This window comes from Bacillota bacterium, assembly GCA_013178125.1.
Lineage (GTDB): Bacteria > Bacillota > SHA-98 > Ch115 > JABLXJ01 > JABLXL01.
This window is the reverse complement of sequence record JABLXJ010000012.1, coordinates 54,765-77,685: the sequence shown is the minus strand read 5'-3', so window position 1 is coordinate 77,685 and position 22,921 is coordinate 54,765. Positions and strand designations below refer to the sequence as shown.

18 protein-coding genes are annotated in these 22,921 nt (G+C 58.1%); all 18 read left to right on the top strand.

Annotation, left to right across the window (positions count from 1 at the left end):
* The 18 genes from HPY71_10930 to HPY71_10845 all read left to right on the top strand — a co-directional run bounded on the left by HPY71_10930 (position 1) and on the right by HPY71_10845 (position 22,825).
* Entirely contained in the window at positions 1-1,269 is a 1,269-nt protein-coding gene (locus HPY71_10930) for a 3-isopropylmalate dehydratase large subunit (protein ID NPV54024.1), read from the top strand.
* 141 nt (positions 1,270-1,410) lie between these two features.
* Positions 1,411-1,926: a 3-isopropylmalate dehydratase small subunit gene (locus HPY71_10925; GenBank protein NPV54023.1), complete on the top strand. Its 516-nt coding sequence runs from the start codon at positions 1,411-1,413 to the stop codon at positions 1,924-1,926.
* A gap of 513 nt (positions 1,927-2,439) precedes the next feature.
* Entirely contained in the window at positions 2,440-3,540 is a 1,101-nt protein-coding gene (locus HPY71_10920; GenBank protein NPV54022.1) for an N-acetyl-gamma-glutamyl-phosphate reductase, read from the top strand.
* Between the two features lie 122 nt (positions 3,541-3,662).
* On the top strand, positions 3,663-4,859 hold the full coding sequence (gene argJ, locus HPY71_10915) for a bifunctional glutamate N-acetyltransferase/amino-acid acetyltransferase ArgJ (protein ID NPV54021.1): 1,197 nt from the start codon (positions 3,663-3,665) through the stop codon (positions 4,857-4,859).
* A 113-nt stretch (positions 4,860-4,972) separates the two neighbouring features.
* A complete protein-coding gene (gene argB / locus HPY71_10910) occupies positions 4,973-5,773 on the top strand; it encodes an acetylglutamate kinase (protein ID NPV54020.1) in 801 nt (266 codons plus the stop codon).
* Between the two features lie 90 nt (positions 5,774-5,863).
* Positions 5,864-7,075 (top strand): acetylornithine transaminase, encoded by a 1,212-nt coding sequence (locus HPY71_10905; GenBank protein ID NPV54019.1) that lies wholly within the window; start codon positions 5,864-5,866, stop codon positions 7,073-7,075.
* Positions 7,076-7,108: 33 nt separating this feature from the next.
* Positions 7,109-8,086, top strand: a complete 978-nt coding sequence (gene argF, locus HPY71_10900) for an ornithine carbamoyltransferase (protein NPV54018.1) — start codon at positions 7,109-7,111, stop codon at positions 8,084-8,086.
* Between the two features lie 135 nt (positions 8,087-8,221).
* Entirely contained in the window at positions 8,222-9,430 is a 1,209-nt protein-coding gene (locus HPY71_10895; GenBank protein NPV54017.1) for an argininosuccinate synthase, read from the top strand.
* Between the two features lie 48 nt (positions 9,431-9,478).
* A complete protein-coding gene (gene argH, locus HPY71_10890; protein NPV54016.1) occupies positions 9,479-10,867 on the top strand; it encodes an argininosuccinate lyase in 1,389 nt (462 codons plus the stop codon).
* Between the two features lie 51 nt (positions 10,868-10,918).
* On the top strand, positions 10,919-12,112 hold the full coding sequence (dapG, locus tag HPY71_10885; protein NPV54015.1) for an aspartate kinase: 1,194 nt from the start codon (positions 10,919-10,921) through the stop codon (positions 12,110-12,112).
* 99 nt (positions 12,113-12,211) lie between these two features.
* A complete protein-coding gene (locus HPY71_10880) occupies positions 12,212-12,379 on the top strand; it encodes a hypothetical protein (GenBank protein NPV54014.1) in 168 nt (55 codons plus the stop codon).
* Between the two features lie 232 nt (positions 12,380-12,611).
* Positions 12,612-14,135 (top strand): hypothetical protein, encoded by a 1,524-nt coding sequence (locus HPY71_10875; GenBank protein NPV54013.1) that lies wholly within the window; start codon positions 12,612-12,614, stop codon positions 14,133-14,135.
* A gap of 724 nt (positions 14,136-14,859) precedes the next feature.
* Positions 14,860-15,960: a sn-glycerol-3-phosphate ABC transporter ATP-binding protein UgpC gene (gene ugpC / locus HPY71_10870; GenBank protein ID NPV54012.1), complete on the top strand. Its 1,101-nt coding sequence runs from the start codon at positions 14,860-14,862 to the stop codon at positions 15,958-15,960.
* Between the two features lie 241 nt (positions 15,961-16,201).
* A complete protein-coding gene (locus HPY71_10865) occupies positions 16,202-17,278 on the top strand; it encodes a bifunctional phosphoglucose/phosphomannose isomerase (GenBank protein NPV54011.1) in 1,077 nt (358 codons plus the stop codon).
* Between the two features lie 132 nt (positions 17,279-17,410).
* The gene (locus tag HPY71_10860) at positions 17,411-18,373 is read left to right on the top strand and encodes an ROK family glucokinase (GenBank protein ID NPV54010.1); all 963 of its coding nucleotides are present in this window, start codon (positions 17,411-17,413) and stop codon (positions 18,371-18,373) included.
* A 171-nt stretch (positions 18,374-18,544) separates the two neighbouring features.
* Entirely contained in the window at positions 18,545-19,489 is a 945-nt protein-coding gene (locus tag HPY71_10855) for a hypothetical protein (protein NPV54009.1), read from the top strand.
* 212 nt (positions 19,490-19,701) lie between these two features.
* Positions 19,702-20,931, top strand: coding sequence for an MFS transporter (locus tag HPY71_10850; GenBank protein ID NPV54008.1), 1,230 nt, complete (start codon positions 19,702-19,704; stop codon positions 20,929-20,931).
* Positions 20,932-20,986: 55 nt separating this feature from the next.
* Positions 20,987-22,825 (top strand): hypothetical protein, encoded by a 1,839-nt coding sequence (locus HPY71_10845; GenBank protein NPV54007.1) that lies wholly within the window; start codon positions 20,987-20,989, stop codon positions 22,823-22,825.
* Positions 22,826-22,921: the final 96 nt, after the last annotated feature.

Here is a 22,921-nt window from a genome sequence, read left to right as displayed (position 1 = left end):
ATGGAGGGGACATGTTTGGGTAAAACGATCGCGGAGAAGATTCTCAGCAATCACTGCGGCCAGGACGCTTATGCAAACGACCTTGTCGTGGCCAGGGTTGATTTCGTGATGGGTCAGGATGGGACCTCTCCCCTGGCTATAAAGGCGTTCAACGAGATGAACGGGCATCATGTGTTTGATGATAGCAAGGTTGCCCTCGTGATCGATCATTCGGCTCCGAGCCCCAACGAGGGGGTATCCAACCTCCACCGGATGATGCGGGAGTTCGCCTCGCTGCACAATGTCAAGCTCTATGATATAGGTGAGGGTGTTTGCCACCAGCTCATGCCCGAGCGCGGCCACGTGGTGCCGGGCGACCTCGTGGTGGGCGCTGATTCTCACACCTGCACCTATGGAGCTCTAGGGGCCTTTTCGACAGGGGTGGGCTCCACGGACCTGGCAGCGGCCATGATATCCGGCCGCCTCTGGTTCAAGGTTCCGGAGACGATAAAGTTCGTCTGCCATGGCCGGCTGCCCCAAGGGGTATATTCCAAGGATTTGATACTCTACCTGATCGGCCAGGTTACGGCGGACGGTGCGACATATATGGCTGCGGAATATACAGGTGAGGCCATTTCCGAGTTGAGCGTCGAGAGCAGGTTTACAATCTCCAACATGGCCATCGAGATGGGCGCCAAGGCGGGCCTCATGAACGTTGATGAAAAGGTCATGAGGTGGGTCAGGACCCACTCCAGCAGGGAGCCAAGGCCTATTTACGCCGATGAGGATGCGAATTACGCGCGGGTTCTCGAATATGATGTTTCCGACCTACCGCCCCAGGTTTCCAGGCCCCATACCGTGGATAATGTCGCCCCGGTCTCAGAGGTGCGGGGCATTAAGATTGACCAGGCTGTGATCGGCACATGCACCAACGGCAGGCTCGAGGACCTGCGCATCGCCGCCGGGATTCTCAGGGGCAAGAAGGCCCACCCAAGGGTCAGGCTCATCGTGGCCCCGGCTTCAAAGCGCGTGTATCTCGATGCGATCCGGGAGGGTATATTGCAGGACCTTATCGAGGCTGGCGCTGCGGTTGTGACGCCGGGTTGCGGGCCGTGCGTTGGTACTCATAATGGGGTGCCGGCCGATGGCGAGACGGTTATATCCACGGCCAACCGGAACTTCAAGGGCAGGATGGGGAACAATAAGGCCGAGATATACCTCGCATCCCCGGCTACGGTGGCGGCGTCGAGCCTGTGTGGCGAGATCGCTGATCCCCGGGAGTTTGTATGAGTTCTGTATGAATGTGCGTTCTGGATGCATGGGTGTATGAATAGGGGTGCGGGGCACGCCGCTACGAGCGCGGGAACGAGCGTGGGAAGGTGGCCCGGATGCGAGAGTGGAGCACATGCCGGGTTTATTGATTGATGACTTATGATCTGTGGGGGAGGGGCCGGGTTGACTGGAAGGGCTCATAGATTTGGCGATAACATTAATACGGATTATATAATATCCGGGAAGTATAAATTCAAGACCCTTGATATGAATGAGCTTGCGAAGCACGTAATGGAGGACCTCGATCCCGAGTTTTACAATAAGGTCAGGGAAGGGGATTTCATAGTCGCCGGGAGGAACTTCGGCTGCGGCTCATCGCGGGAGCAAGCGCCGCTCGCCATAAAACATGCGCATATTGGCGCGGTTATTGCGCAATCATTTGCGAGGATCTTCTACAGGAATGCTATCAATAAGGGTCTGCCGGTGGTTGAGTGTGATACGAGCCAGATTGATAGCGGTGACGAGCTCGAGGTTGATCTCGGCAGGGGGGTGGTGCGGAATATAACCAAGGGGATAGAGATCCAGGCGAAACCACTGCCCCCTGTCATGCTCAAAATCCTGTCTGACGGCGGGCTCGTGGAACACTTCAAGAAGTACGGGACGTTTAACCTGTAAATCGGCGATTTATGACTGGTTATGATTGGCGGCATTTTACCGGGCTATCCGATCCAGGTCCAGTCCTCGGGCCAGGATAGGGCAGGATTAGGGATAGGGTGGCGGATAGCCCGGGACCGTGTTTGCAGGTGTGCACATGTGGACACGGGCGCCCTTTTAACCTGGAGGCCGGGTGGAATCGAGGTTAGAGTGGGTTTTTTAGTTTCAGGGGCTTTATGGAATGAATATTTATGCGAATATGCTGTATAAATATTGCATACGACAAATATTGCATGCGCTGCATGTCCTCTGCGCGTCGTCGGAGGACCTCGGTGGGAATCATGGCTCTAAACCGAAGGACCAGGAGAGTGTATAAGTGGAGCGCGTAGGTGGGATATGGCAGGCGGCAGGCGTGATGTGCAGGCGCGATATAGGCGTGATATATGATATAGACGTGGAGTGTATAAGCGAGATGTTTAAGTGCGATGCGATATGATAGATCAAGGGAATCTCGGGAATGCAGTGGAGGGAAAGATGATAAGGGTTGGCATAATAGGCGCCTCTGGGTACACAGGCGGGGAGCTGGCGCGGATTCTGCTTGGGCACCCTGGGGTTGAGATAACATGTGTTTCATCTCGGACTTATGCAGGTCAGCCGCTCGGCCACATTTTCCCCAACCTGCTCGGGCTGGCCGGTCCCCGGGGCACGGAACTGGTGTGTGAGGGCCTGGCTCCCGTCGAGGTTGCGGAGCGATCTGACGTTATATTCACGGCCGCTCCCCACGGGGTTGCGATGGAGATAGCAAGGAGCGTCATGGGGAAGAGCGCCGGGGTCGGCGCGGGTGGCGCGGGTGTCAAACTGATCGACCTCGGGGCGGACTTTCGCTTCCGCGATGCGGGCGTATACGAAGCCTGGTACAAAAGGAAACACGATGCCCCGGCTCTCCTTGTAGAGGCCGTCTACGGGTTGCCCGAATTGCACCGGGAGTCTATAAGAGGGGCGCGCATCGTCGGGAATCCAGGCTGTTACCCCACGAGCGCGATCCTGGCACTGGCGCCCCTCATGAGAACAGGCTTCGTCGATCCTTCCAGCATCATTATTGATTCGATGTCAGGGGTCTCGGGGGCGGGGCGCTCCCCGTCGCAGAGCTATCATTTCCCGGAATGCAACGAAAATGCCAGGCCTTACGGCATCCCGGGCCACCGTCACACGCCCGAGATCGAGCAGGAGCTTTCCCTCTTGCGTGGGGGGGACATAAGGGTTTCATTCTCGCCCCACCTAGTTCCCATCACCCGGGGAATCCTGACCACAGTTTATGCGAACCTCGCCCCGGTCCAGGCGGCCGGCGGTGGGATCAGCATAGACTCACTGATCCAGCTTTACAGGGACTTCTATCGCGGCGAACGTTTCGTCCGCATTTTGGATGGCGGGCGCCTGCCCCAGACCAAGGCCGTCTGGGGGTCGAACTTCTGCGATATAGGGCTGCGGCTCGATGAAAGGGTTGGAAGGGTCGTCATCATGGCGGCAATCGACAACCTGGTGAAGGGGGCGGCGGGCCAGGCTGTCCAGAATATGAATATAATGTTTGGCATTGATGAGGGCTGCGGCCTCGACCGCCCCCCGCTCTTCCCGTGACCGTGACCTGCGGGTTGTGGGTCGAACTGTGGGTTGCGGGCCAACCCGCGGATTGCGGGTCGAGGCCGGACGGCATAGCCGGTATAGCCAAACAGGGGGTTGCCAGACAGGGGGGGTAGAGGATGAGCCAGAACGGTGTCACGGCTCCCAGGGGATATATGGCCGCAGGTGTGCACTGCGGCGTGAAAAAGCAGGGCGGGAAGGATCTTGCCCTCATATGCTCGGAGGTTGAGGCCAGCGCCGCGGGCCTCTTCACGACTAATAAGGTAAAGGCGGCGCCGGTTCTCCTGACGCTCAGGAATATCGCTGCGGGCAGGGCCCAGGCTATCGTGGCGAATAGCGGCAACGCCAACGCCTGTACGGGCGAGGCCGGCATGAGAGACGCCTCGCGCATGGCGGAGGTCGCCGCCAGCGAACTGAGGATCGCTCCCGACAGGGTGGTGGTTGCGTCCACGGGCGTCATAGGGGTCAAGCTCCCGATCAATGAGATCGAGGCTGGGATCCGCGAGGCTGCAGGCCGGCTCAGCCGCGAAGGCTCACAGGAGGCTGCAGAGGCGATACTGACCACCGACACCCGGACCAAGGAGGTCGCCGTCGACTTCACGCTCGGCCCATCAAGGGTGTGGATCGGAGGCATGGCCAAGGGGTCGGGAATGATTCACCCCAATATGGCGACCATGCTGGCGTTCCTCACCACGGACGCCGCCATCGACCCGGGCCTCTTAAAAACGGCCCTCCGGGAATCTGTTGAAAAGTCGTTCAATATGGTAACTGTAGATGGCGACACCAGCACCAACGATATGGTGGCCATCCTCGCCAACGGCCTGGCGGACAATCCCAAGGTGACGGTCCCGGGGCGGGATTTCATGGAATTCAAGGCTGCGCTCGATGGTGCCACTATGCAGCTTGCGAGGATGATCGCCGGCGACGGGGAGGGCGCCACCAAGTTTGTCGAGGTCAGAGTCCTGGGCGCGCCCACGGTCACAGATGCGAGGCTGGCGGCCAGGGCTGTCGCGTCCTCGAACCTCGTCAAGGCGGCCATATTCGGCGAGGACCCAAACTGGGGGAGGATTATCGCGGCAGTTGGTTATTCGGGTACAGAATTCGACCCGGGGAAGGTTGACATCTTCATAGGCAATGTCAAGACAGCCGGGGGCGGGGCGGCCGTTCCCTTCAATGAAGAGGAGGCCAGGAACGAGCTGCGCAAGCGCGATGTTGTTTTGACAATCGATCTCAGGAGCGGCGATCAGACAGCCACGGCCTGGACGTGCGATCTGACATACGATTACGTGAAGATCAATGCAAGTTACAGGAGTTAGGTAGTTAGGTTTATTAGGTTTCAGGATAAGGTTAGCGGGAAAGGGGGAGGGGCTCGGTGGAAAAGGTAGCTGAGAAGGCCAGGATCCTGATCGAGGCACTGCCCTACATCCGGATGTTCTGCGGTAAGACGGTCGTCATCAAGTACGGCGGGAGCGCGATGACCGACCCCGGCCTCAAAGAGGCGGTCACCAAGGATATAGTGCTATTAAAATATATTGGTATAAACACTGTGGTCGTTCACGGTGGCGGGCCCGAGGTCTCCCAGATGATGGATAGGCTTGGGAAGAAGCCCCAGTTCATCAACGGCCTCAGGGTGACCGACCAGGAGACGATGGATATCGTGGAGATGGTCCTCGCCGGGCGGATAAACAAGGAGATAGTCGCCCTGATAAACAAGAGTGGGGGGAAGGGTGTCGGCCTCTCGGGACGCGACGGGAATCTCCTCATGGCGCGGCAGCATAGCTCCGACCTCGGCCTTGTCGGAGATGTAGAGACTGTCAACCCGGATATCCTCCATGTCCTGAGCAGGGAGGGTTTCATCCCCATAATAGCCCCGATTGCAAGCGACGCGGAAGGGCGACCGTATAATATCAATGCTGATCACGTAGCCGGTCATATCGCGGCCGCGTTGAAGGCTGATAAACTCATCCTCCTAACGGATGTCGAGGGGGTTTTCGCGGACCCCGAGGACAGGACATCCCTGATCTCCTTGATAGGCGCCGAGGACGTCCGGGATATGATTCATGACGGGTGCATCTCGGGTGGGATGATCCCCAAGCTGGAAGCATGCGTGAACGCGCTCGAGGCTGGGGTGAGCCGGGCCCACATAATCGATGGGAGGGTTGTCCACTCGCTCCTGCTCGAGATATTTACGAATAAGGGAATCGGGACTATGGTTGTAAAGGGGCAGTGATATTCTGTGACCTGTAACACCTGTAATATTGGTGACGGTAATGGCGATAGTAGTGTTGCGGGGAATAATGTTGCGGGGACCAGCGTAGGCATGGGCACGAGCAGGGCGGGCCGCATCATGGATTTGACAAGGGAATATGTCATGAATACCTATTCGCGCTTCCCTGTGGCCCTGGTGAAGGGGAGCGGCGTCAGGGTCGTGGATTCCGAGGGAGGGGAATACCTGGACTTCGTCGCAGGTATAGCCGTGAACTCCCTGGGTCACTGCCACCCGCGGGTGGTTGAGGCCATAAAGCGACAGGCCGAGACCCTGATTCACTGTTCAAATCTCTATTATATAGAGCCGCAGGCCCACCTGGCCAGGTTGCTGGTCAGCGGGACCCACTTCGGCAAGGCCTTCTTCTGCAACAGCGGCGCGGAGGCCAATGAGGCCGCGATCAAGCTCGCGCGCAGGTACACCAGTATGAAGTCCGGCGAGGGGAGGTTCAAGATCATATCAGCCCATGATTCCTTTCATGGCCGGACCCTCGCAGCGATCAGCGCTACAGGCCAGCCCAAATACCAGAAGGGGTTCGAACCCCTCGTGCCCGGCTTCGAGCACGTGCCGTATAACGATCTTGCGGCGCTCGAGGCCGCATGCTCCGACAAGACATGCGCGGTCATGCTCGAGGCGATCCAGGGCGAGAGCGGGGTTCGCCCCGCGACTCCGGAGTACCTGAGGGGCGCGTGGGAAATATGTAAGAAAGTCGGGTGCCTCCTTATAATAGACGAGGTCCAGACGGGGCTTGGCCGCACGGGGAAGATGTTTGCCTATGAGCACTATGGGATCGAGCCCGACATCATAACGCTTGCCAAGTCGCTCGCGGGGGGCGTGCCGATAGGGGCGGTCCTGGCCCGGGATGAGGTTGCGGGGGCGTTTGGACCGGGGAGCCACGCCTCCACCTTCGGCGGGAATCCCCTGGCCACGGCGGCTGCCATCGCGGTGCTCGAGGCCCTGAGGGATGAGAACATAATCGAAAACGCCCGGGTGATGGGGGATTACCTGCGGGATGGACTGAAGAAGCTGGCCACGGGTGTTCCGGAGATCACCGAGGTGCGCGGCGTGGGTCTCATGGTTGGGATCGGGCTCGCCGGGCGGGCTCGCGATGTGGTCGCAGAGGCTATGAAAAACGGCCTCCTGACCACTGCTTGCGGCGATAATACATTGCGACTCGTGCCGCCCCTCATCGTGACGCGGGAGGATATAGATGAGGGCTTGTCGATCCTGGCGCTTGCGCTGAAGCGTGTATTCACCGGCGCATAGCATAGCGGAGGGAGGGGTGATGGTGTGACTGAGATGCTGAGTTTCCTGGATGATCACGCAGCCCGCAGCCTGCGGGGTAAGGACCTCATTTCAATTCACGACCTCGAGGCCAGCCAGGTGGGGAAGATCTTTGATGTCGCGCGCCTTCTAAAGACCCAGGTGCCCGCGGGGGAGGCTCGCAGGATACTCGAAGGGAAGACGCTCGCAATGATCTTTACCAAGGCCTCGACGCGGACTCGCGTTTCATTCGAGGTTGGCATGTGTCAGCTGGGCGGGCATGCGCTCTACCTCAGCGCGCAGGACCTGCAATTGAGGCGCGGGGAGACCATCGCGGACACGGCGCGGGTGCTCTCGCGATATGTGGACGGGATCATGATCCGCACCTATGCCCACGACGACGTCCTCGAGCTCGCCAGGTGCGCCACCGTGCCCGTGATAAACGGCCTTACGGATCTCCTGCACCCCTGCCAGGCGCTGGCGGACTACTATACGATCCTCGAGAGGAGGGGCAGGCTGCGCGGGCTGAAGCTGGCCTATGTGGGGGATGGTAATAACATGGCCCACTCTCTTCTCTTTGGAGCGGCCAAGGTTGGGGTGAATATCTCGGTCGCAACGCCCAAGGGCTATGAGCCAGCGGAGGATGTGGTGAAGCTGGCCAGGTCAGACGCTGCTGCGGTGGGGTGGGGGTGTGAGATCGAGATCACCCATGACCCGTTTGCAGCCGTCAAGGATGCGGATGTAATCTACACGGACGTCTGGGCCAGCATGGGGCAGGAGGCTGAGCACGACGCCCGCGTGAGGGCGTTTCAGGCTTACCAGGTGAATGAGCGCCTGGTGGGCGCGGCGAGGGAGGATGTGCTCGTCATGCATTGCCTGCCGGCCCACCGCGGCGAGGAGATCACTGATGGGGTTATCGAGGGGGCCCATTCGATAGTATTCGACCAGGCGGAGAACAGGCTGCATGTGCAGAAGGCTATAATGGCCTTGCTGATGTCCAGTACCAGCGGGTGATTGATGACCGGTGACCGATGCTTGATCGATGATCGGTGCTTGATCAGTGATCGATGATTGGTGAATCGCTGCCTAACAAGTGTTCCGCCTGATAAGTTATGGAGTTGACAAATATCGAGAGGGGAGAATCAACCGATGGAAGGGATAAAGAAGATAGTCCTCGCCTATTCCGGCGGTCTCGATACCTCGGTCGCAATCAAGTGGCTCCAGGAGAAATATGGGGCCGAGGTTATCGCCGTCGCCGTAGACGTCGGAGCCAACAAGGACCTGGATTTCATCAAAGAAAAGGCCCTCAAGATCGGGGCCTCCAAGAGCTATGTCGTAGATGCGCGCGATGAATTCCTGAGGGGATACGCCTTTGCCAGCCTGCGGGCAAACGCCCTTTATGAGGGGAGGTACCCGCTCAGCGCCGCCCTTTCCAGGCCCTTGATATGTAAGATTTTGGTTGATATAGCCGAGAAGGAGGGGGCCGACGCCGTGGCTCACGGGTGCACGGGCAAGGGGAACGACCAGGTGCGATTCGACGTGTCGATTGCCGCATTGAACCCGGACCTCGAGGTGATCGCGCCGGTCCGCGAATGGCCCATGTCCCGCGAAGAGGAGATAGAGTATGCTAAGGCCAACGGCATACCCGTTCCCATAACAGTGGATAGCCCTTATAGCCTCGATGATAATCTCTGGGGCCGGAGCATAGAGTGCGGCGTTCTCGAGGATCCATGGGTCGAGCCGCCGGAGGATGCATTCGGCTGGACGAAATCCCCAGCTTCGGCGCCTGATTCTCCGACCCATATCGAGATATCCTTTGAAAAGGGCATCCCCGTGGCGCTGGATGGCAAGGGGCTCAACCCCGTGGACCTTGTCTCGAGGTTGCATGAGATCGCCGGCGCGAACGGGGTGGGCAGGATCGACCAGGTCGAGAACCGCCTTGTCGGCATAAAGTCGCGCGAGATCTACGAAGCTCCGGCCGCCGTTGTGCTGATCCAGGCCCACAAGGACCTCGAGAGCCTGACGCTGCCGCGCGAGACGTATCACTTCAAGCCCATCATAGACCAGAAATACGCTGAGATGATCTATTTCGGCCTCTGGTTCTCGCCGTTGCGTGAGGCCCTCGATGCGTTTATCGACAAGACACAGGAGAATGTCACCGGCACGGTGAGGGTCAAGCTCTTCAAGGGCAGCGCAACTGTCGTCGGCAGGAAGTCGCCTTACTCCCTCTACAGCCACTCCCTTGCCACCTACGATAAGGGCGATATGTTTGATCACAGGGCATCGAAGGGCTTCATTGATATCTGGGGCCTCCCCACAAGGGTAGCAGCCAGGGTCAGGAGGGGCTCCAAGGTCTGAGTCATAGAGTCTGAGCTATAGAGTCTGAGTCACAGGGAGAGATGTTTTTTGAAACTGTGGTCCGGGCGCTTTACAAAGCCAACCGAGGGTATCGTCGATAAATTCGCCGCCTCGATCTCCTTTGACAAGCGCCTCTATCGTGAGGATATCGAAGGAAGCATCGCCTATGCCAGGATGCTGGGGGAGTGCGGGATCATAGATCAAGATGAGGCTGGCGCGCTTGTCGAGGGCCTGAAGGCGATCCTTGAGGATATAGAAGCCGGCTCCGTGGAGTTCTCGCTGGAGTCCGAGGATATCCATACTAATATCGAGCGCCTCCTGGAGGCGAAGGTCGGCGAGGTTGCCAGGAAGCTTCACACGGGCCGCAGCCGGAATGACCAGGTGGCGACCGACACCCGGCTCTATGTGCGCAGGGAGATCGCCTCGATTACAGGCCTGATCAGGTCCCTCCAGCGGGCGCTTGTGGAGATCGCCAGCGAGAACCTGGATTGCATCATGCCCGGCTATACGCACCTCCAACGGGCCCAGCCCGTGCTGCTATCTCATCATCTCATGGCGTATTTCGAGATGCTCGAGAGGGACGCGGAGAGGTTCCGGGACTGCGCAAGGCGCGCAAATATCCTGCCGCTGGGCTCGGGCGCCCTGGCCGGCACGACCTTCCCGGTGGACAGGGAACGCCTCGCGTCCCTGCTCGGTTTTGATGGAATTACCAGAAACAGCCTCGATGCGGTATCCGATAGGGATTTCGTGATCGAAACCCTCTCGGCCTGCGCTATCACCATGATGCACCTGAGCCGGCTCTCCGAGGAGATAGTGCTCTGGTCGAGCTCGGAATTTGCGTATATCGAGCTCGACGACGCTTACGCCACAGGGAGCAGCATAATGCCGCAGAAGAAGAATCCCGATATCGCGGAGTTGATCAGAGGCAAGACGGGGAGGGTTTACGGCGGCCTGGTATCCATCCTCGTCGTTATGAAGGGGCTGCCCCTCGCCTACAATAAGGATATGCAGGAGGACAAGGAGGCGCTCTTCGATGGGGTTGATACGCTCAAGGCGTGCCTGTCGGTCATCCGGCCCATGCTCCGCTCGATGAAGATCAATAAGGAGAGGCTTATGGCGGCGACCGGGGCGGGCTTTATGACAGCCACCGACGTCGCCGACTACCTCGCCCGAAAGGGCATCCCGTTTAGGAGCGCCCACGAGATCGTGGGCAGGATAGTACTTTATTGCACAAGAGAAGGGAAGAACCTGGAGGAGCTGTCCCTGGAAGAGTGGAGGTCATTCTCTGGGTTGTTTGATGAAGACATAAAGGGTGCGGTCTCCGCCGAGGCGTCGGTGGCCGCCAGGGCAGTGCCGGGCGGGACGGCCCGCGAGAGGGTGGAGGAGGCCATAGCCCGGGCGAGGCAGGCCCTTTCCAGGATACAGGATAAGAGCTGATCGGAGGAAGAACGGCATAAAGTGGGAGAGAGATGCGATATGGCGGCAAACCTGAGGATAGTTGTCCAGAAATTTGGGGGCACATCGGTGGCTACGGCGCACGCCCGTGAACAGGCTGTGGCAAAAATCATGCAGGCAAAGGCTGGGGGCTATGCGCCGGTGGTCGTGGTATCGGCTATGGGGAGGAGGGGGGATCCCTACGCAACCGATACCCTGATCGACCTTGCGAAGAATGTCCATCATGAGATCAGGCCGCGCGAATTCGACCTCCTGGTTTCCTGCGGTGAGATCATCTCCACGGTGGTGATGGTTCAAACCCTGCGAAAGGCGGGGCTTGATGCGGTTGCCATGACCGGCGGCCAGGCGGGCATCGTGACGGATGATAACTTCCAGGAGGCTCGCATACTGGGCATCGGGCCGGACCGGATACTTACCCATGTGAAAGACGGGCGGATACCCATAATCGCGGGCTTCCAGGGGATGACGCTCGCGGGCGACGTGACCACCCTGGGCAGGGGTGGCAGCGATACGACCGCCACTGCGCTGGGGGCAGCGCTAAAGGCCGAGCTGGTTGAGATCTATACAGATGTGGATGGGGTTATGAGCGTGGATCCGAGGGTCACGGGCGGGGCCCGGGTCCTCGAGACCATGACGTATGACGAGATATGCGAGCTCGCGCACAATGGGGCAAAGGTCGTCCATCCGCGGGCGGTTGAGATAGCAAGGGATGCAGGCATTCCCGTCCGCGTGAGAAATACGTTCTCGGATGCGAAAGGGACCTTGATCACGGGCGGGAAGCCCACACGTGTGATTACGGGGGTTACCCACAGCGGGGGGTTGGCCAGGATCACCGTATGCGTCCCGCGGAGCGATGATGAGGCGGCGGCAAAGGTTCGCGTCTTCAAGGCTATGAGCGAGGCGAGGATCAGCATCGACTTCGTCAACATGAGCCCCGGCAGCATCATCTTTACAGTTAAAGACCAGCTTGCGGATCAGGCCATCGAGGCCCTGGCGCGCGAGGATTTCCAGTGTGAGTGCCTGCGAGGCTGCGCCAAGGTGTCGGTGGTGGGAGCCGGGATGCAGGAGGTACCCGGCATAGTCGCCCGTGTCGTGGAGGCGCTTTACCGCGAGGGGATCTCTATAATGCAGACGGTGGATTCGGAGATCACGATTTCGTGCTTGATCAAGGAGGAGGATGCTCCGCTGGCGGTGCGGGCGCTTTTCGCTGAGTTCGGCCTGTCATGATGAGGTAAGTAAGTAGGTCTGCGAGCGAATTGACCCCTGAGCTCGCGGACCTACTTACTCACCTCCCAGTGCGCGCATGGCTTACGCCGGGCTGATATAATGAGGAGGAAGGTAGAAATACCTTCCTCATTTTCATTCATGGTGGAAGACCAGGGATATTACGGCGCACATTCCATTACTTACATAGCAGCAATAGCGATTAAAAAGAAGGAATCAAAAGAAAGGCGGAGAATATTTTGTTTAGAAACCAGCAATGGTCAAATTTAACGAATATCATCCCTCCGGAAACGCAGCATGAAAGGAGGTGAACCCCGAGGTTTGCGCGGAGACCGGGGGGTTGATAGAGACGCAGCACACTAAGCGCTCACGGGAACGGATGAAGAGGAAACAAGGATACTCTATCTGATGTTCCCCCGTCGCAGCACAAGACGCAGCACAGATACAATCGAACACAGTCATAGCACTAAATCGCAGCAACTAACCAAGGGGGATTCGAAACATGAGAAAACTGACTATAGCACTGGTTGCAGCCTTGGTCGTAGCAATGGCATTACCAGTTATGGCAGCGCCCAAGGTGCAGGTTAACGGGTCCCTTGAGAGCAAGCTCACCCTGAGCGACCAGGAGAGCTTCAAGGGGACCGGGGATCTCAGGCTGAACCTGGGGATCTCATTTGATGAGGGCGACCGCATCAAGGCGTTCATCGGCTTCAAGCCGGTCGAGTGGGCGCCGTTTTGGAAGCCCGAAAGCGGACAGCAGGGTGCTCCGCTTCAGTCTGGTGATAAGCCAGCAGCGGGCACCCTCGGGAGCCTGACCCCCGTAACAGTCCTAGGGCCCAACGGCCTCACGATCGAGAAGGCATACGTCCAGGCGGTAGGCCCCTACCTACCGGGTGGCCAAGAGGTCACCACCAGGTTGGGCGACCTCACCCTCGACTACTCGCCTTACATCCTCGCGGCGAGCGAGACCGATGCCGTGATAGAGGGCGCCTCAGTTGACGGGATCAAGCTCGGGCCCGCGACCGTGAACGTGTTTTACGGCTGGGACCCCGGCACGCGTGAACCGATCAATCCTTCGGGCATGGCCCAGGATGATGAGGACTTCAAGCACGAGGTCGGTTCCGGGCTACCTGAGACGAATGGAACAAGGTTCGTCGCAAGCGGCGCGTCGTTTGCCGCCAATGTCGAGGGCTTCGATGTCAAGGGCGCCATGGTGAACGCCAATGACAAGCTCGCATATGTCGGCAGCCTGGCGTTCTCGCCGATCCAGGCCATCAGCCTCAGCGGGGTATATGCTCACGATGAGGCATCAAACGCATCCGCGACGAAGGTTGAGGCTGCACTCGATGCCAACTCCATGATCCCCGGTCTGGGAGTCAAGGTCGGGTACAGGAACTTCGACGCGGCATTCAACCCCATCTATCGCGACAGGTCCGTTGATGACGATGGCGTGGCCACCAACGTGGTCGGCGCAAATGTCGGGCAGAAGGGCGTCAAGGCCGAGGCCACTATGGATATCCAGGGCGTGACCCTCACCGGGAGCGTCGACAAGTACGAGCAGGCCCCGGTTGATGTGGTATACGAGCGGCCCGAGGGCGACAAGACGGTCTACGGCGTGAAGGCTGAGACCATGTTCGAGGGCTTCAAACTCAAGGGTGGCTATGAGCTGGCCCAGGGCGCGATACACCAGGGCGATCCTGACGAGCTCACAACCATCACGTTCGGGGCGGAGCGGGCTCTCCCAGTCGGGCCACTTAGTGTAGACGCTAAATACGACCTGACCATGAAGAGCAACGCCCCGGCTGAGCACAAGGTCGAGGCCAGCACGACGGTGCCCGTGCCCATACTCAACGCCGTTGAGCTGACGGGCAAGGCGAAGGTGCAGGGCGACGACCGCAGCTACCTCGGCAGCGTGGCTTACACCGCGCCCAACGGGATCAAATTCGCGGTGAATTACGACAAGGGCTACGATGACGACATAGTTGACGGCCTCTCGGCCACTGCAGGCCTCAAGATCGAGTTCTAGTCACCGAAACATACGTAGCATGTAACGCAGCACATAATACAGCATACAACATAATACTAAAACCTCCTCCCTTCTTGCAGGAGGATACCCTCCTTGCACACGAGTCCCCGGGGTTGATGCCCCGGGGACTTTCAAATATGATATAATTATTGTGGTGTTGATTTGACCTGGATTAGCCCTTAAAACACAAAAAATCCTCAAATCTAAGGAGGATATGTGAAACTTTTGTTGAATAAGTAATATCAGAAATGGCCTTAATGGGGGACAGGGCCGTTACCAGGGGTTCTCAGGTGTGTTATACAGTCCGGCTCCTGAAACCGCAGAAACACCTGAAGATATCTCGGTTTGACATGAATTGCGTGGGATATGCGTTATGAAAGGGGGATTGGAGGGGGGAGATCTCATTCCTGAATTTAAATAGATCATTCAAAAATGTATTAATGACAATATATCCGAATAATGACCCGGCGTAAAGAGCTTGACTGAAGCTTGGTCTACTATAGCCTTTCGTCGCGAGTGAGAAGCCAGGCGTAGCATGCTCCCTGGAGCTGGGGCTTTTTACAGGAGCTCTCGCCAGAGGTGGCGGGGAACCCGGGCGGCGGTGTGTCGCCGGGGATCAGGTCGAAATTGAATCACGTGATTTCTTAGTCAATTCTCAACTGGATGATTCAAATCACGCGTAGACGTTACGCTTATTTTAACGTCGATTTAAGGAGGCATGAGGATGGCGAGAGTATTTCTCGACCATGTTACTAAAGCATTCGGTAACGTCATTGCGGTTAATGACGCTACTTTGGAAATAAAGGACAAGGAATTTCTTGTGCTGGTAGGTCCCTCCGGGTGCGGCAAGTCCACAACCTTGAGGATGGTTGCCGGCCTCGAGGAAATCACGAGCGGAAGCATCTATATCGGGGATAACGTGGTAAATGATGTGCCCCCCAAGGACCGGGATATCGCAATGGTCTTCCAGAACTACGCGCTATATCCCCACATGGATGTATATAATAACATGGCGTTTGGTCTCAAACTGCGCAGGTTCCCCAAAGCCGAGATCGACAAGCGGGTGAAGGAGGCGGCCCGGATCCTGGGCATCGAGAACCTTCTCAACCGGAAGCCCAAGGAGCTGTCTGGCGGCCAGCGACAGAGGGTTGCCCTAGGACGCGCTATAGTCCGCGAGCCAAAGGTATTCTTGATGGATGAGCCGCTTTCAAACCTTGATGCAAAGCTCAGGGTGCAGATGAGATCTGAGCTCAGCAAGCTGCACAACAGGCTGCAGACGACCATCATCTATGTAACCCACGACCAGACCGAGGCCATGACGATGGGCGACCGGATCGTGGTCATGAAGGATGGTTTCATACAGCAGGTTGGCGCGCCGCTTCAGATATACTCCCACCCGGATAACGTTTTCGTCGCCGGGTTCATCGGCAGTCCCGCAATGAACTTCTTGGATGCCAGGATTACCAAGGAGGGTGACGATTATTACGCCGACTGCGAGAGCTTCAAGGTGAAGCTCCCCGCAAACAGGTTCGAGCGGATCGGGGAGTATGTGGGCAAGGAAGTGATCTTCGGGATCCGGCCTGAGCATATCGACGATAAGGATCTTGTCCCCAATCCTGTGGCTGACAGGATCGTCAAGGCCACGGTGGATGTCATGGAGCCGATGGGTTCGGAGGCTTACCTGTATCTGTCGAATGGCCCGCAGTCCTTTGTCGCGAGGGTCGATGCAAAGACGCGCGCCACTGACGGTGCTGATATCCAGGTTGTCTTCAACACCGATCAGGCCCACTTGTTCGATAAGAAGACCGAGAGGGCTATCAGGTAGGTAGCGGAAGGCCGGAAGGCCGCGCAGAGGCGTAATCCGGTGACGAGGTGTAATCTTGCAACCTAGAAAACCGGCTTGACGCGTTTGGGCAAGGGATAGTTGGGAATTATATTCCTGACTATCCCTTTATAGCGCATTGCGGTGTTTTCTCCGCGTTAGATTGCGGCATTAGGCGTTAGATTACGGCATAGGACCATGAGACCGTGAGATAAGGATGAGATAAGGGGGTTTATCCGACGAGATGACACAGGCAAATATAAATCTGGACGATGTCGAGACTATGAAGAAGGCTGATCCGCGCGGGATGATGGGATTCATACAGGGCCTGCCCGAGCAGTGCCGGGAGGCGTGGGAGATGGCATCCAGGGTGGACATCCCCGGCGATTTTGCAGCGGCTCGCAATATCGTTGTGGCGGGGCTCGGCGGCTCGGCCATCGGCGGGGATCTCCTGAGGACCCTGGCCGGACCTGAACTCAACATTCCTGTTGTCGTGAGCCGGGATTACGACCTGCCGGGGTTTGTTGATAGGGATTCGCTGGTTATTGCCTCGAGCTATTCAGGGAACACGGAAGAGACCATAAGCTCATATCAGGCGGCTAGAGCGAGGAACGCGAAGATTCTCTGTATCACATCGGGAGGGAAGCTCGCGGAGCTGGCTGCAGGTGACGGGGTGCCGGTGATAAGGATACCGGGAACGCTTGTTCCCAGGGCCGCTCTGGGTTACCTCTTCATTCCGACGCTGGCCGTCCTGGGAAAACTTGGCCTCATTGCGGACAAGTCAGGGGATCTCGCGGAAGCAGTCGATGTCCTCATTGAGCTTCGAAAGGTTCTCGGACCCGAATCTCCGGGGTCTGTCAATCAGAGCAAGAGGCTTGCCGCGAGGATGTTGGATAAGATTCCAGTTATCTATGGATCGTCCGGGTGGCCGGGCACGGCGGCCCTCCGCTGGAAGTGCCAGATCAACGAAAATAGCAAGACCTATGCCGTCTCTAATATTTTCCCCGAAATGAACCATAATGAGACGGTGGGCTGGGGCGCGCCCAGGGGCATAGCAGGTCAGCTCTATGTCGTCCTCCTTCGCGATAAGGGAGATCATCCGAGGGTCCAGAAGCGGATGGAGATAACAAAGTCCTTGATGGCCAATGCTTCAGGCATCGATGAGGTGTGGAGCACGGGCGGGTCAGAGCTGGCACGGCTCTTGTCCCTCATCTATGTGGGAGATTTCGCCAGCGCATATCTGGCATTCCTTTATGGCGTGGATCCCACGCCGGTAGCTGCCATCGACTATCTCAAGGGCGAGCTCGCGAAGGTCAAGTAGGCGGCGGGTCGCAAGCCCCTCGAGCATGAATATTCGGTATTCGGGATGGGAATAGAGCTAAAAAAGGAGATAGAGACGGAGACGGGGATAGAGACGGAGAAGTTGAGATGGAGATGGAGATGGGGGTCAGCAATGAAGAGATGGGTTATCGGGGTTGACCTGGGGGGCACGAAGATCGCCTTTGGCGTCATGGATGCCGAGGGAAACATAGCGGCGCGGCTCACCAGGCCGACCCTGCCAGGCGAGGGGGTGGGCCCCGTCATATCCCGGATTTCTGGCGGGATCACGGAGGTTATGGCGACGCTCGGCATAGCTGCGGGCGACGTTAGAGGGATCGGTATCGGGAGCCCAGGCCCGTTGAATCCGGTAAGCGGAGTGGTGATTTTCGCTCCCAACCTCAAGTGGCATAATGTCCCTGTTAAGGACATGGTCGAAGCTGAGCTTGGCATCCCGGTCTACCTCGAAAACGACGCGAATCTCGCAGCCCTAGGTGAGCTGAGGTTCGGCGCGGGGCAGGGCGCGAAGAACATGATCTACATAACCGTGAGCACCGGCATTGGCGGTGGGATTATAATCAATGGTGATGTCTACAGCGGATCTACATTCGTGGCCGGAGAGGTTGGCCATACGATAATAAAGCCTGATGGCCCGCAATGCGGGTGTGGGCAGTATGGCTGCCTCGAGGCCATGGCCTCTGGGACGGCGATAGCGCGCATGGCTCGTGAAGCCATAGCCGCGGGCGAGAAGACGATGATCCGGGAGATCGCCGGGGGGGATGCAGGCGTCAACGCAGAGGTCGTGGCCAGGGCTACTTTGGCCGGCGATGGCGTGGCGCTGGCCATCATCCGCGAGGCAGCCACCTATCTGGGCCTCGGGGTTACCAACCTGGTAAACATACTGAACCCCGAGGTTGTGGTCATAGGCGGCGGGGTTTCGAGGATAGGGGATATGTTGTTTGATACCGTGCGTACAACTGTGAGGGAGCGGGCCGTTGAGGGGGCCCGGGAGGCTGTGAGGATAGTGCCAGCCCAGCTGGGGTCGGACGCCGGGATCGTGGGAGCGGCGACGCTGGCCCTCAAGCTTGCGCCGGCGTGATTGACAGGGACATTGACGGGGGTGGAGGGCTCGCCACCCCCGTGGCCCCATGCCCCAGGAATACTTTGAGGGCTGGCGAATAATCTAGTGTTAGCGTTATCACCGTATGGTGAGGAGGAAATGGAGGCATATAAAATATAAAGAAGACCGGAGACCGGGGAGGGGTTTCTGATGTCGAGGGGCCGGCAACAGCTTAATATTGCACGGTCGCTTATCATTGTTCTCCTGACGCTGGCACTAGCACTTTTTTTATTTATCCTCTTTGGGACCTACCTCGAGGGGCAGCTGCAGGCACAGGGCCAGGCGAGAGTCGTTTTCGACATGGACGACCCCGAGGGCGATGATCACGGTCCAGGTTCATACGTCTACCCGCTGCACAAGGTATTTCAGCACGATGGCCTGTTTGACCTCATCCATTTCTCTGTCAGCTATAATTCAGAGTATGTGTACTTCGACTCGACCTTCAAGGAGATAACCAACCCCTGGAATGCGCCCGAGGGCTTCAGCCACCAGCTGATCAACATCTACATTGATAGCGTAAGCGGGGAGGGTAGGACCCAGACCTTAAAGCCCGGCGCCCAGGTGGCCTTTGACAAGAGATATGCGTGGGATTTTCAGGTCAAAGTGCTGGGATGGGGCGGCAGCAGGGTATTTACTGCGCGGGATACGGCCGAAAGCAAAGGGGTCTCTGAAGGAGTCAGGGCGGAGGTCCTCCCGCAGAGCAAGACTATAAGGGTGGCGGTCCCAAGAGCCATTCTGGGCGAGCCGACGTCACGCTGGCGTTACTATGTACTCATAGGTTCCCAGGACGCCTTTGGGATCGACGATTACCGCCCGGTCATGGAGAAGCCCGGGAGCTGGGTCTTCGGGGGCGGGAGCGATCTCGACTTCGACCCGAATGTTATAGACATGCTGGCGCTGGCCCGGGGGAGGTATTCCCAAGAGGCGATGCTCAGCTCGTATAACCTCGCTCGCGGGACCCTGGCCACGATCCACCCTGTATCGGAATCTGGGATCGGCGGGGGTATGGAGACCGTCGGCGCCGTGGTCGCCCTGGTCGCAGCGGTAGCGCTCGCGGCATTCATGTGGTGGTGGCGGCATCGCCGTGCAGCATAACGCGGCATGTTGTGGCATGGCTCAGCCGTTAGCTTGTATTTGCCACCTTCTGGTTGTATAATAACTTTATAGTCCGGATAGCATAGTCCGGATAGACTGGACCCGCCCCGGTCGCGGGGCCGGCGCGGGAAGATCAGTGTATTACCAGGGTATTATCGGGTATTGCAGGAGATCCCTTTAGTCGCGGCAGCATACGAGGTGTAGTTAGAATAATGCAATGGATGCAATGGCGGCGCAACGTCTGGGTGCTCTCTGCCGGGACCCTGATCGCCCAGATAGCTTTCTCTCTCACGATGCCATTTCTCCCCATGTACCTTTCCGAGCTCGGCCTGGCCCGGAATATATCGATATGGTCGGGGCTCATGTTTTCTATAAATTTTCTGACTTTCGGTGTGATGGCTCCGATCTGGGGCTCGCTCTCGGACCGGTATGGCAAGCGGATCATGCTCATGCGCTCGGGCCTGGGGATAGCGGCCACCTATATCCTGATGGGCATCGCCCGTGACCATATCCAGCTATTTGTGCTTCGTGGCGTGAACGGCCTGGTATCCGGCTACATCCCGGCCGCCATAGCCCTCGTTGCGACCACCACGCCCGAGGACGACCTCGGGTTTGCTCTGGGGATGGTGCAGACGGCGAATGCCGTGGGGCTAATCTGCGGCCCTGTAGTCGGCGGGGCTATCGCCCAGCTCATAGGCATAAGGGGGACCTTTTTCTTTGCCGCGGCCCTGCTGGCGATCGCGTCGTTCCTTGGCTTTTTTATGGCCTCGGAGAATGTGACGCGATCCACGGTGCGTTCTACCGTGATGACTGATATCAAGTCAACGCTGGAAAACCCGGCGCTGAGGCTTCTTTACGCGGTTCTCTTCCTTGTGCAGGCGGGAATCCTTGCGATACAGCCCACGCTCCCGCTCTTCATTGACCAGATGGTAACAAACAATGTGGAGATGATAACTGGGGTTATCTTTTCCCTGGTGGGCATATCGACAGCCATAGGCGCTCCGCTGGCTTCGCGCATGCCCCACGCGAGGTACCCCGCGGCTCTCGAAGGAGCCCTCATAGCAGGCGGGGTCCTCACTGCTCTCCAGGCTTTCACTAGGTCGGCTCTTACCCTGGGCCTCCTCAGGTTCCTCTTCGGTTTCGTTAACGCGGCCATCTCTGTGACGGCCAACGTGCTTATCGCCTACGCGAGCCCCAAGGAGGCGCGTGGCAGGGCTTATGGCGTTTTGAACAGCGTCACCGCGGTGGGCGCTGTAGTGGGCCCGCTCATGGGGGGATTCCTCGGGGAGAGGTTCGGCCTTGCAAGCTCATTCTACGGGAGCGGTGTGCTCCTTGGCGTGGCCGGCATGCTGGTTGCTTCGGGGTGCTCTATCATCGCCTCAAGGGGTCCCGGCGAGTGCGAGTATGAGGATGGTCCAGCCCCATCCGGGCGCCGCATATAATTAGCCGCATATAATTTACTATGTGGCATGCTGCGCCTTGGAGGTGGAGGGATTCATGGGACCATTTACACATCCCTATATAAACATGCGGGCGCTCGATCGCGCAAAGAGACTCGCCCGGGGTGGCGACCCGGGGCTCAACAGGGCGCTCCTCGAGATGCTGACCTCCGGCAGGGATATTGAGAGGCTTTTCATCTATGCCGGCAACAGCGCCGACGTGATATCCACGTATCACATCATCAATCGCCAGTTCTTCGCGTATGACTATGCGCATAACAACAACCCCGATGATGTAACGGGCATCCCAAACTTCGGCTATAGCCTGGTTGATGAGTGCCGGCCTGGCGCCGGGAATGAGGGGAGGTGGCTCTCCAGGGAGGATTACATCAGGGATTTCGCCATTGCGTGTGGCTGGGTTTCGCACCAGATAGCGGACTGGTACTCGCATTATGTATGCGTGAATCGCGATGGCAGGCGCTGCGGGCGGTATGATGATGAGGATGAGGGGGCGGACGGAGTCACCACCTTCCCGGGATACTCGAATTCCCACAGGATCTTTGGCGCCGATTACCCGGTCCCGTTTTTGCAGAGGTATCGTGTTGTAGATCACGGCCTGCTTGAATTCTTCATTGATATATTGATGCTCGACGGGGATTCCACAGGCATGCTGGAGAATCCCCGAGTTGAGCTGTTTGGATCGAGGCGACCGCCGCACCCAAACCTCCTGACCGCGGCCTCCGAGAAGTTCGGCCGCCAGGCCAGAATCCCGCCCGAGGATGTAGAGCCCCTCGAGCGGGATATGAATCTCGTCATTGCGGGCTTGCGAATTCTGATTGAGCTTGCCCGGGTGAGGTGCCCGTCGCTGTGCCGCGATATCTCGTCCATTGTGGACCGGGAGTACATTGAACTGGCCGCTGATAGAGTCGTCGAGCACCTCTTCAGGAGGAGCTTCGATGAGATCAGCGAGCTCGCCCGCCGGAACAGGGTATTCCGCAACCCCCGGAGCCCAATCGGGCCGATCGGCGGCGCCCTAGTTTCGCAGCCCGGTACGCCGATCTTTGAGGTGGCTTATAACCTTGCGAGCTCCCTTGTCATCCCCGGGTACGGGGGTCTGGAGGGCTATGGGATCGACCGGGATGAGGCCCTGAGGCGGGTCCTTGAGATAATACGAGATCCCCTCCTGCTCTTGAGGGGTGTTGGCCCGGCCGGCTGGCTTATGAGCGTGAGGTGGCTGCGTCGCTTTATATGGATGCACTGGGTAAAGCCAAGAATCGATAAATTTATCTCATCAACCCTGAGGCAGCTGGGCCGCGTAACAGTCGGGGCTTCTTCGCGAAGCGCATATAACGCCCTGATGGGGTTCCTCTCCACCCTGCTCCTGGCCGGTGGCAGCATTCAAGAGGCCAGGCTGGATTTTAAGAAGAACCTGAGACCGGTTATACTCCTTGAACCGGGGGCGGCATGGGCCGGGCACAGGTGGGCCGCGGGAGACGCGGGAAGCGAAGATGAAGATGGTGAGGATGGAGGGGAGATAGGGGTAGAGATGGAGATGAAGACAGAGATGGAAATATTGCGCGATTTGATCATGAGGGCGCGTGAGCTCAATTTCCGCGTGTTCCCCGGTATTTCAGAGAGCGACCGCGCTTCCAAGGGCCTGCCGAAGTATCTTGACCCCGCGACGCTTGTGATGAATATAAATGGCTACCCGCCTTCGCTGGATCCGGGCTTCTGCCTCATGACGTGGGAATTTGAGGATGGGGATGAGTGGGGGCCGCTCCTCATCTCATGCCGCTTCAGGCGCCCCGTAATGCCCGGAAGATATGACTTCTCCATCAGGATCAAGGACGGGAGCCAGGTGGATTCAGAGTATTTCTATCGTTCGGTCATTCTCTGAGGGCGATGGGGTGAAAGGCTTGACTTCCAGCGGCCGGATGACATATGATAACCATAAATCCGTGAATTTATAAATGAATCCATAAATCCATCGAAT

Coding starts and splice junctions, on each gene's coding strand:
- HPY71_10930 (NPV54024.1), top strand. CDS start 1: ATGGAGGGGACATGTTTGGGTAAAACGATCGCGGAGAAGATTCTCAGC.
- HPY71_10925 (NPV54023.1), top strand. CDS start 1,411: ATGATCTGTGGGGGAGGGGCCGGGTTGACTGGAAGGGCTCATAGATTT.
- HPY71_10920 (NPV54022.1), top strand. CDS start 2,440: ATGATAAGGGTTGGCATAATAGGCGCCTCTGGGTACACAGGCGGGGAG.
- argJ (NPV54021.1), top strand. CDS start 3,663: ATGAGCCAGAACGGTGTCACGGCTCCCAGGGGATATATGGCCGCAGGT.
- argB (NPV54020.1), top strand. CDS start 4,973: ATGTTCTGCGGTAAGACGGTCGTCATCAAGTACGGCGGGAGCGCGATG.
- HPY71_10905 (NPV54019.1), top strand. CDS start 5,864: ATGGGCACGAGCAGGGCGGGCCGCATCATGGATTTGACAAGGGAATAT.
- argF (NPV54018.1), top strand. CDS start 7,109: ATGCTGAGTTTCCTGGATGATCACGCAGCCCGCAGCCTGCGGGGTAAG.
- HPY71_10895 (NPV54017.1), top strand. CDS start 8,222: ATGGAAGGGATAAAGAAGATAGTCCTCGCCTATTCCGGCGGTCTCGAT.
- HPY71_10880 (NPV54014.1), top strand. CDS start 12,212: ATGAGGAGGAAGGTAGAAATACCTTCCTCATTTTCATTCATGGTGGAA.
- HPY71_10875 (NPV54013.1), top strand. CDS start 12,612: ATGAGAAAACTGACTATAGCACTGGTTGCAGCCTTGGTCGTAGCAATG.
- ugpC (NPV54012.1), top strand. CDS start 14,860: ATGGCGAGAGTATTTCTCGACCATGTTACTAAAGCATTCGGTAACGTC.
- HPY71_10865 (NPV54011.1), top strand. CDS start 16,202: ATGACACAGGCAAATATAAATCTGGACGATGTCGAGACTATGAAGAAG.
- HPY71_10860 (NPV54010.1), top strand. CDS start 17,411: ATGAAGAGATGGGTTATCGGGGTTGACCTGGGGGGCACGAAGATCGCC.
- HPY71_10855 (NPV54009.1), top strand. CDS start 18,545: ATGTCGAGGGGCCGGCAACAGCTTAATATTGCACGGTCGCTTATCATT.
- HPY71_10850 (NPV54008.1), top strand. CDS start 19,702: ATGCAATGGATGCAATGGCGGCGCAACGTCTGGGTGCTCTCTGCCGGG.
- HPY71_10845 (NPV54007.1), top strand. CDS start 20,987: ATGGGACCATTTACACATCCCTATATAAACATGCGGGCGCTCGATCGC.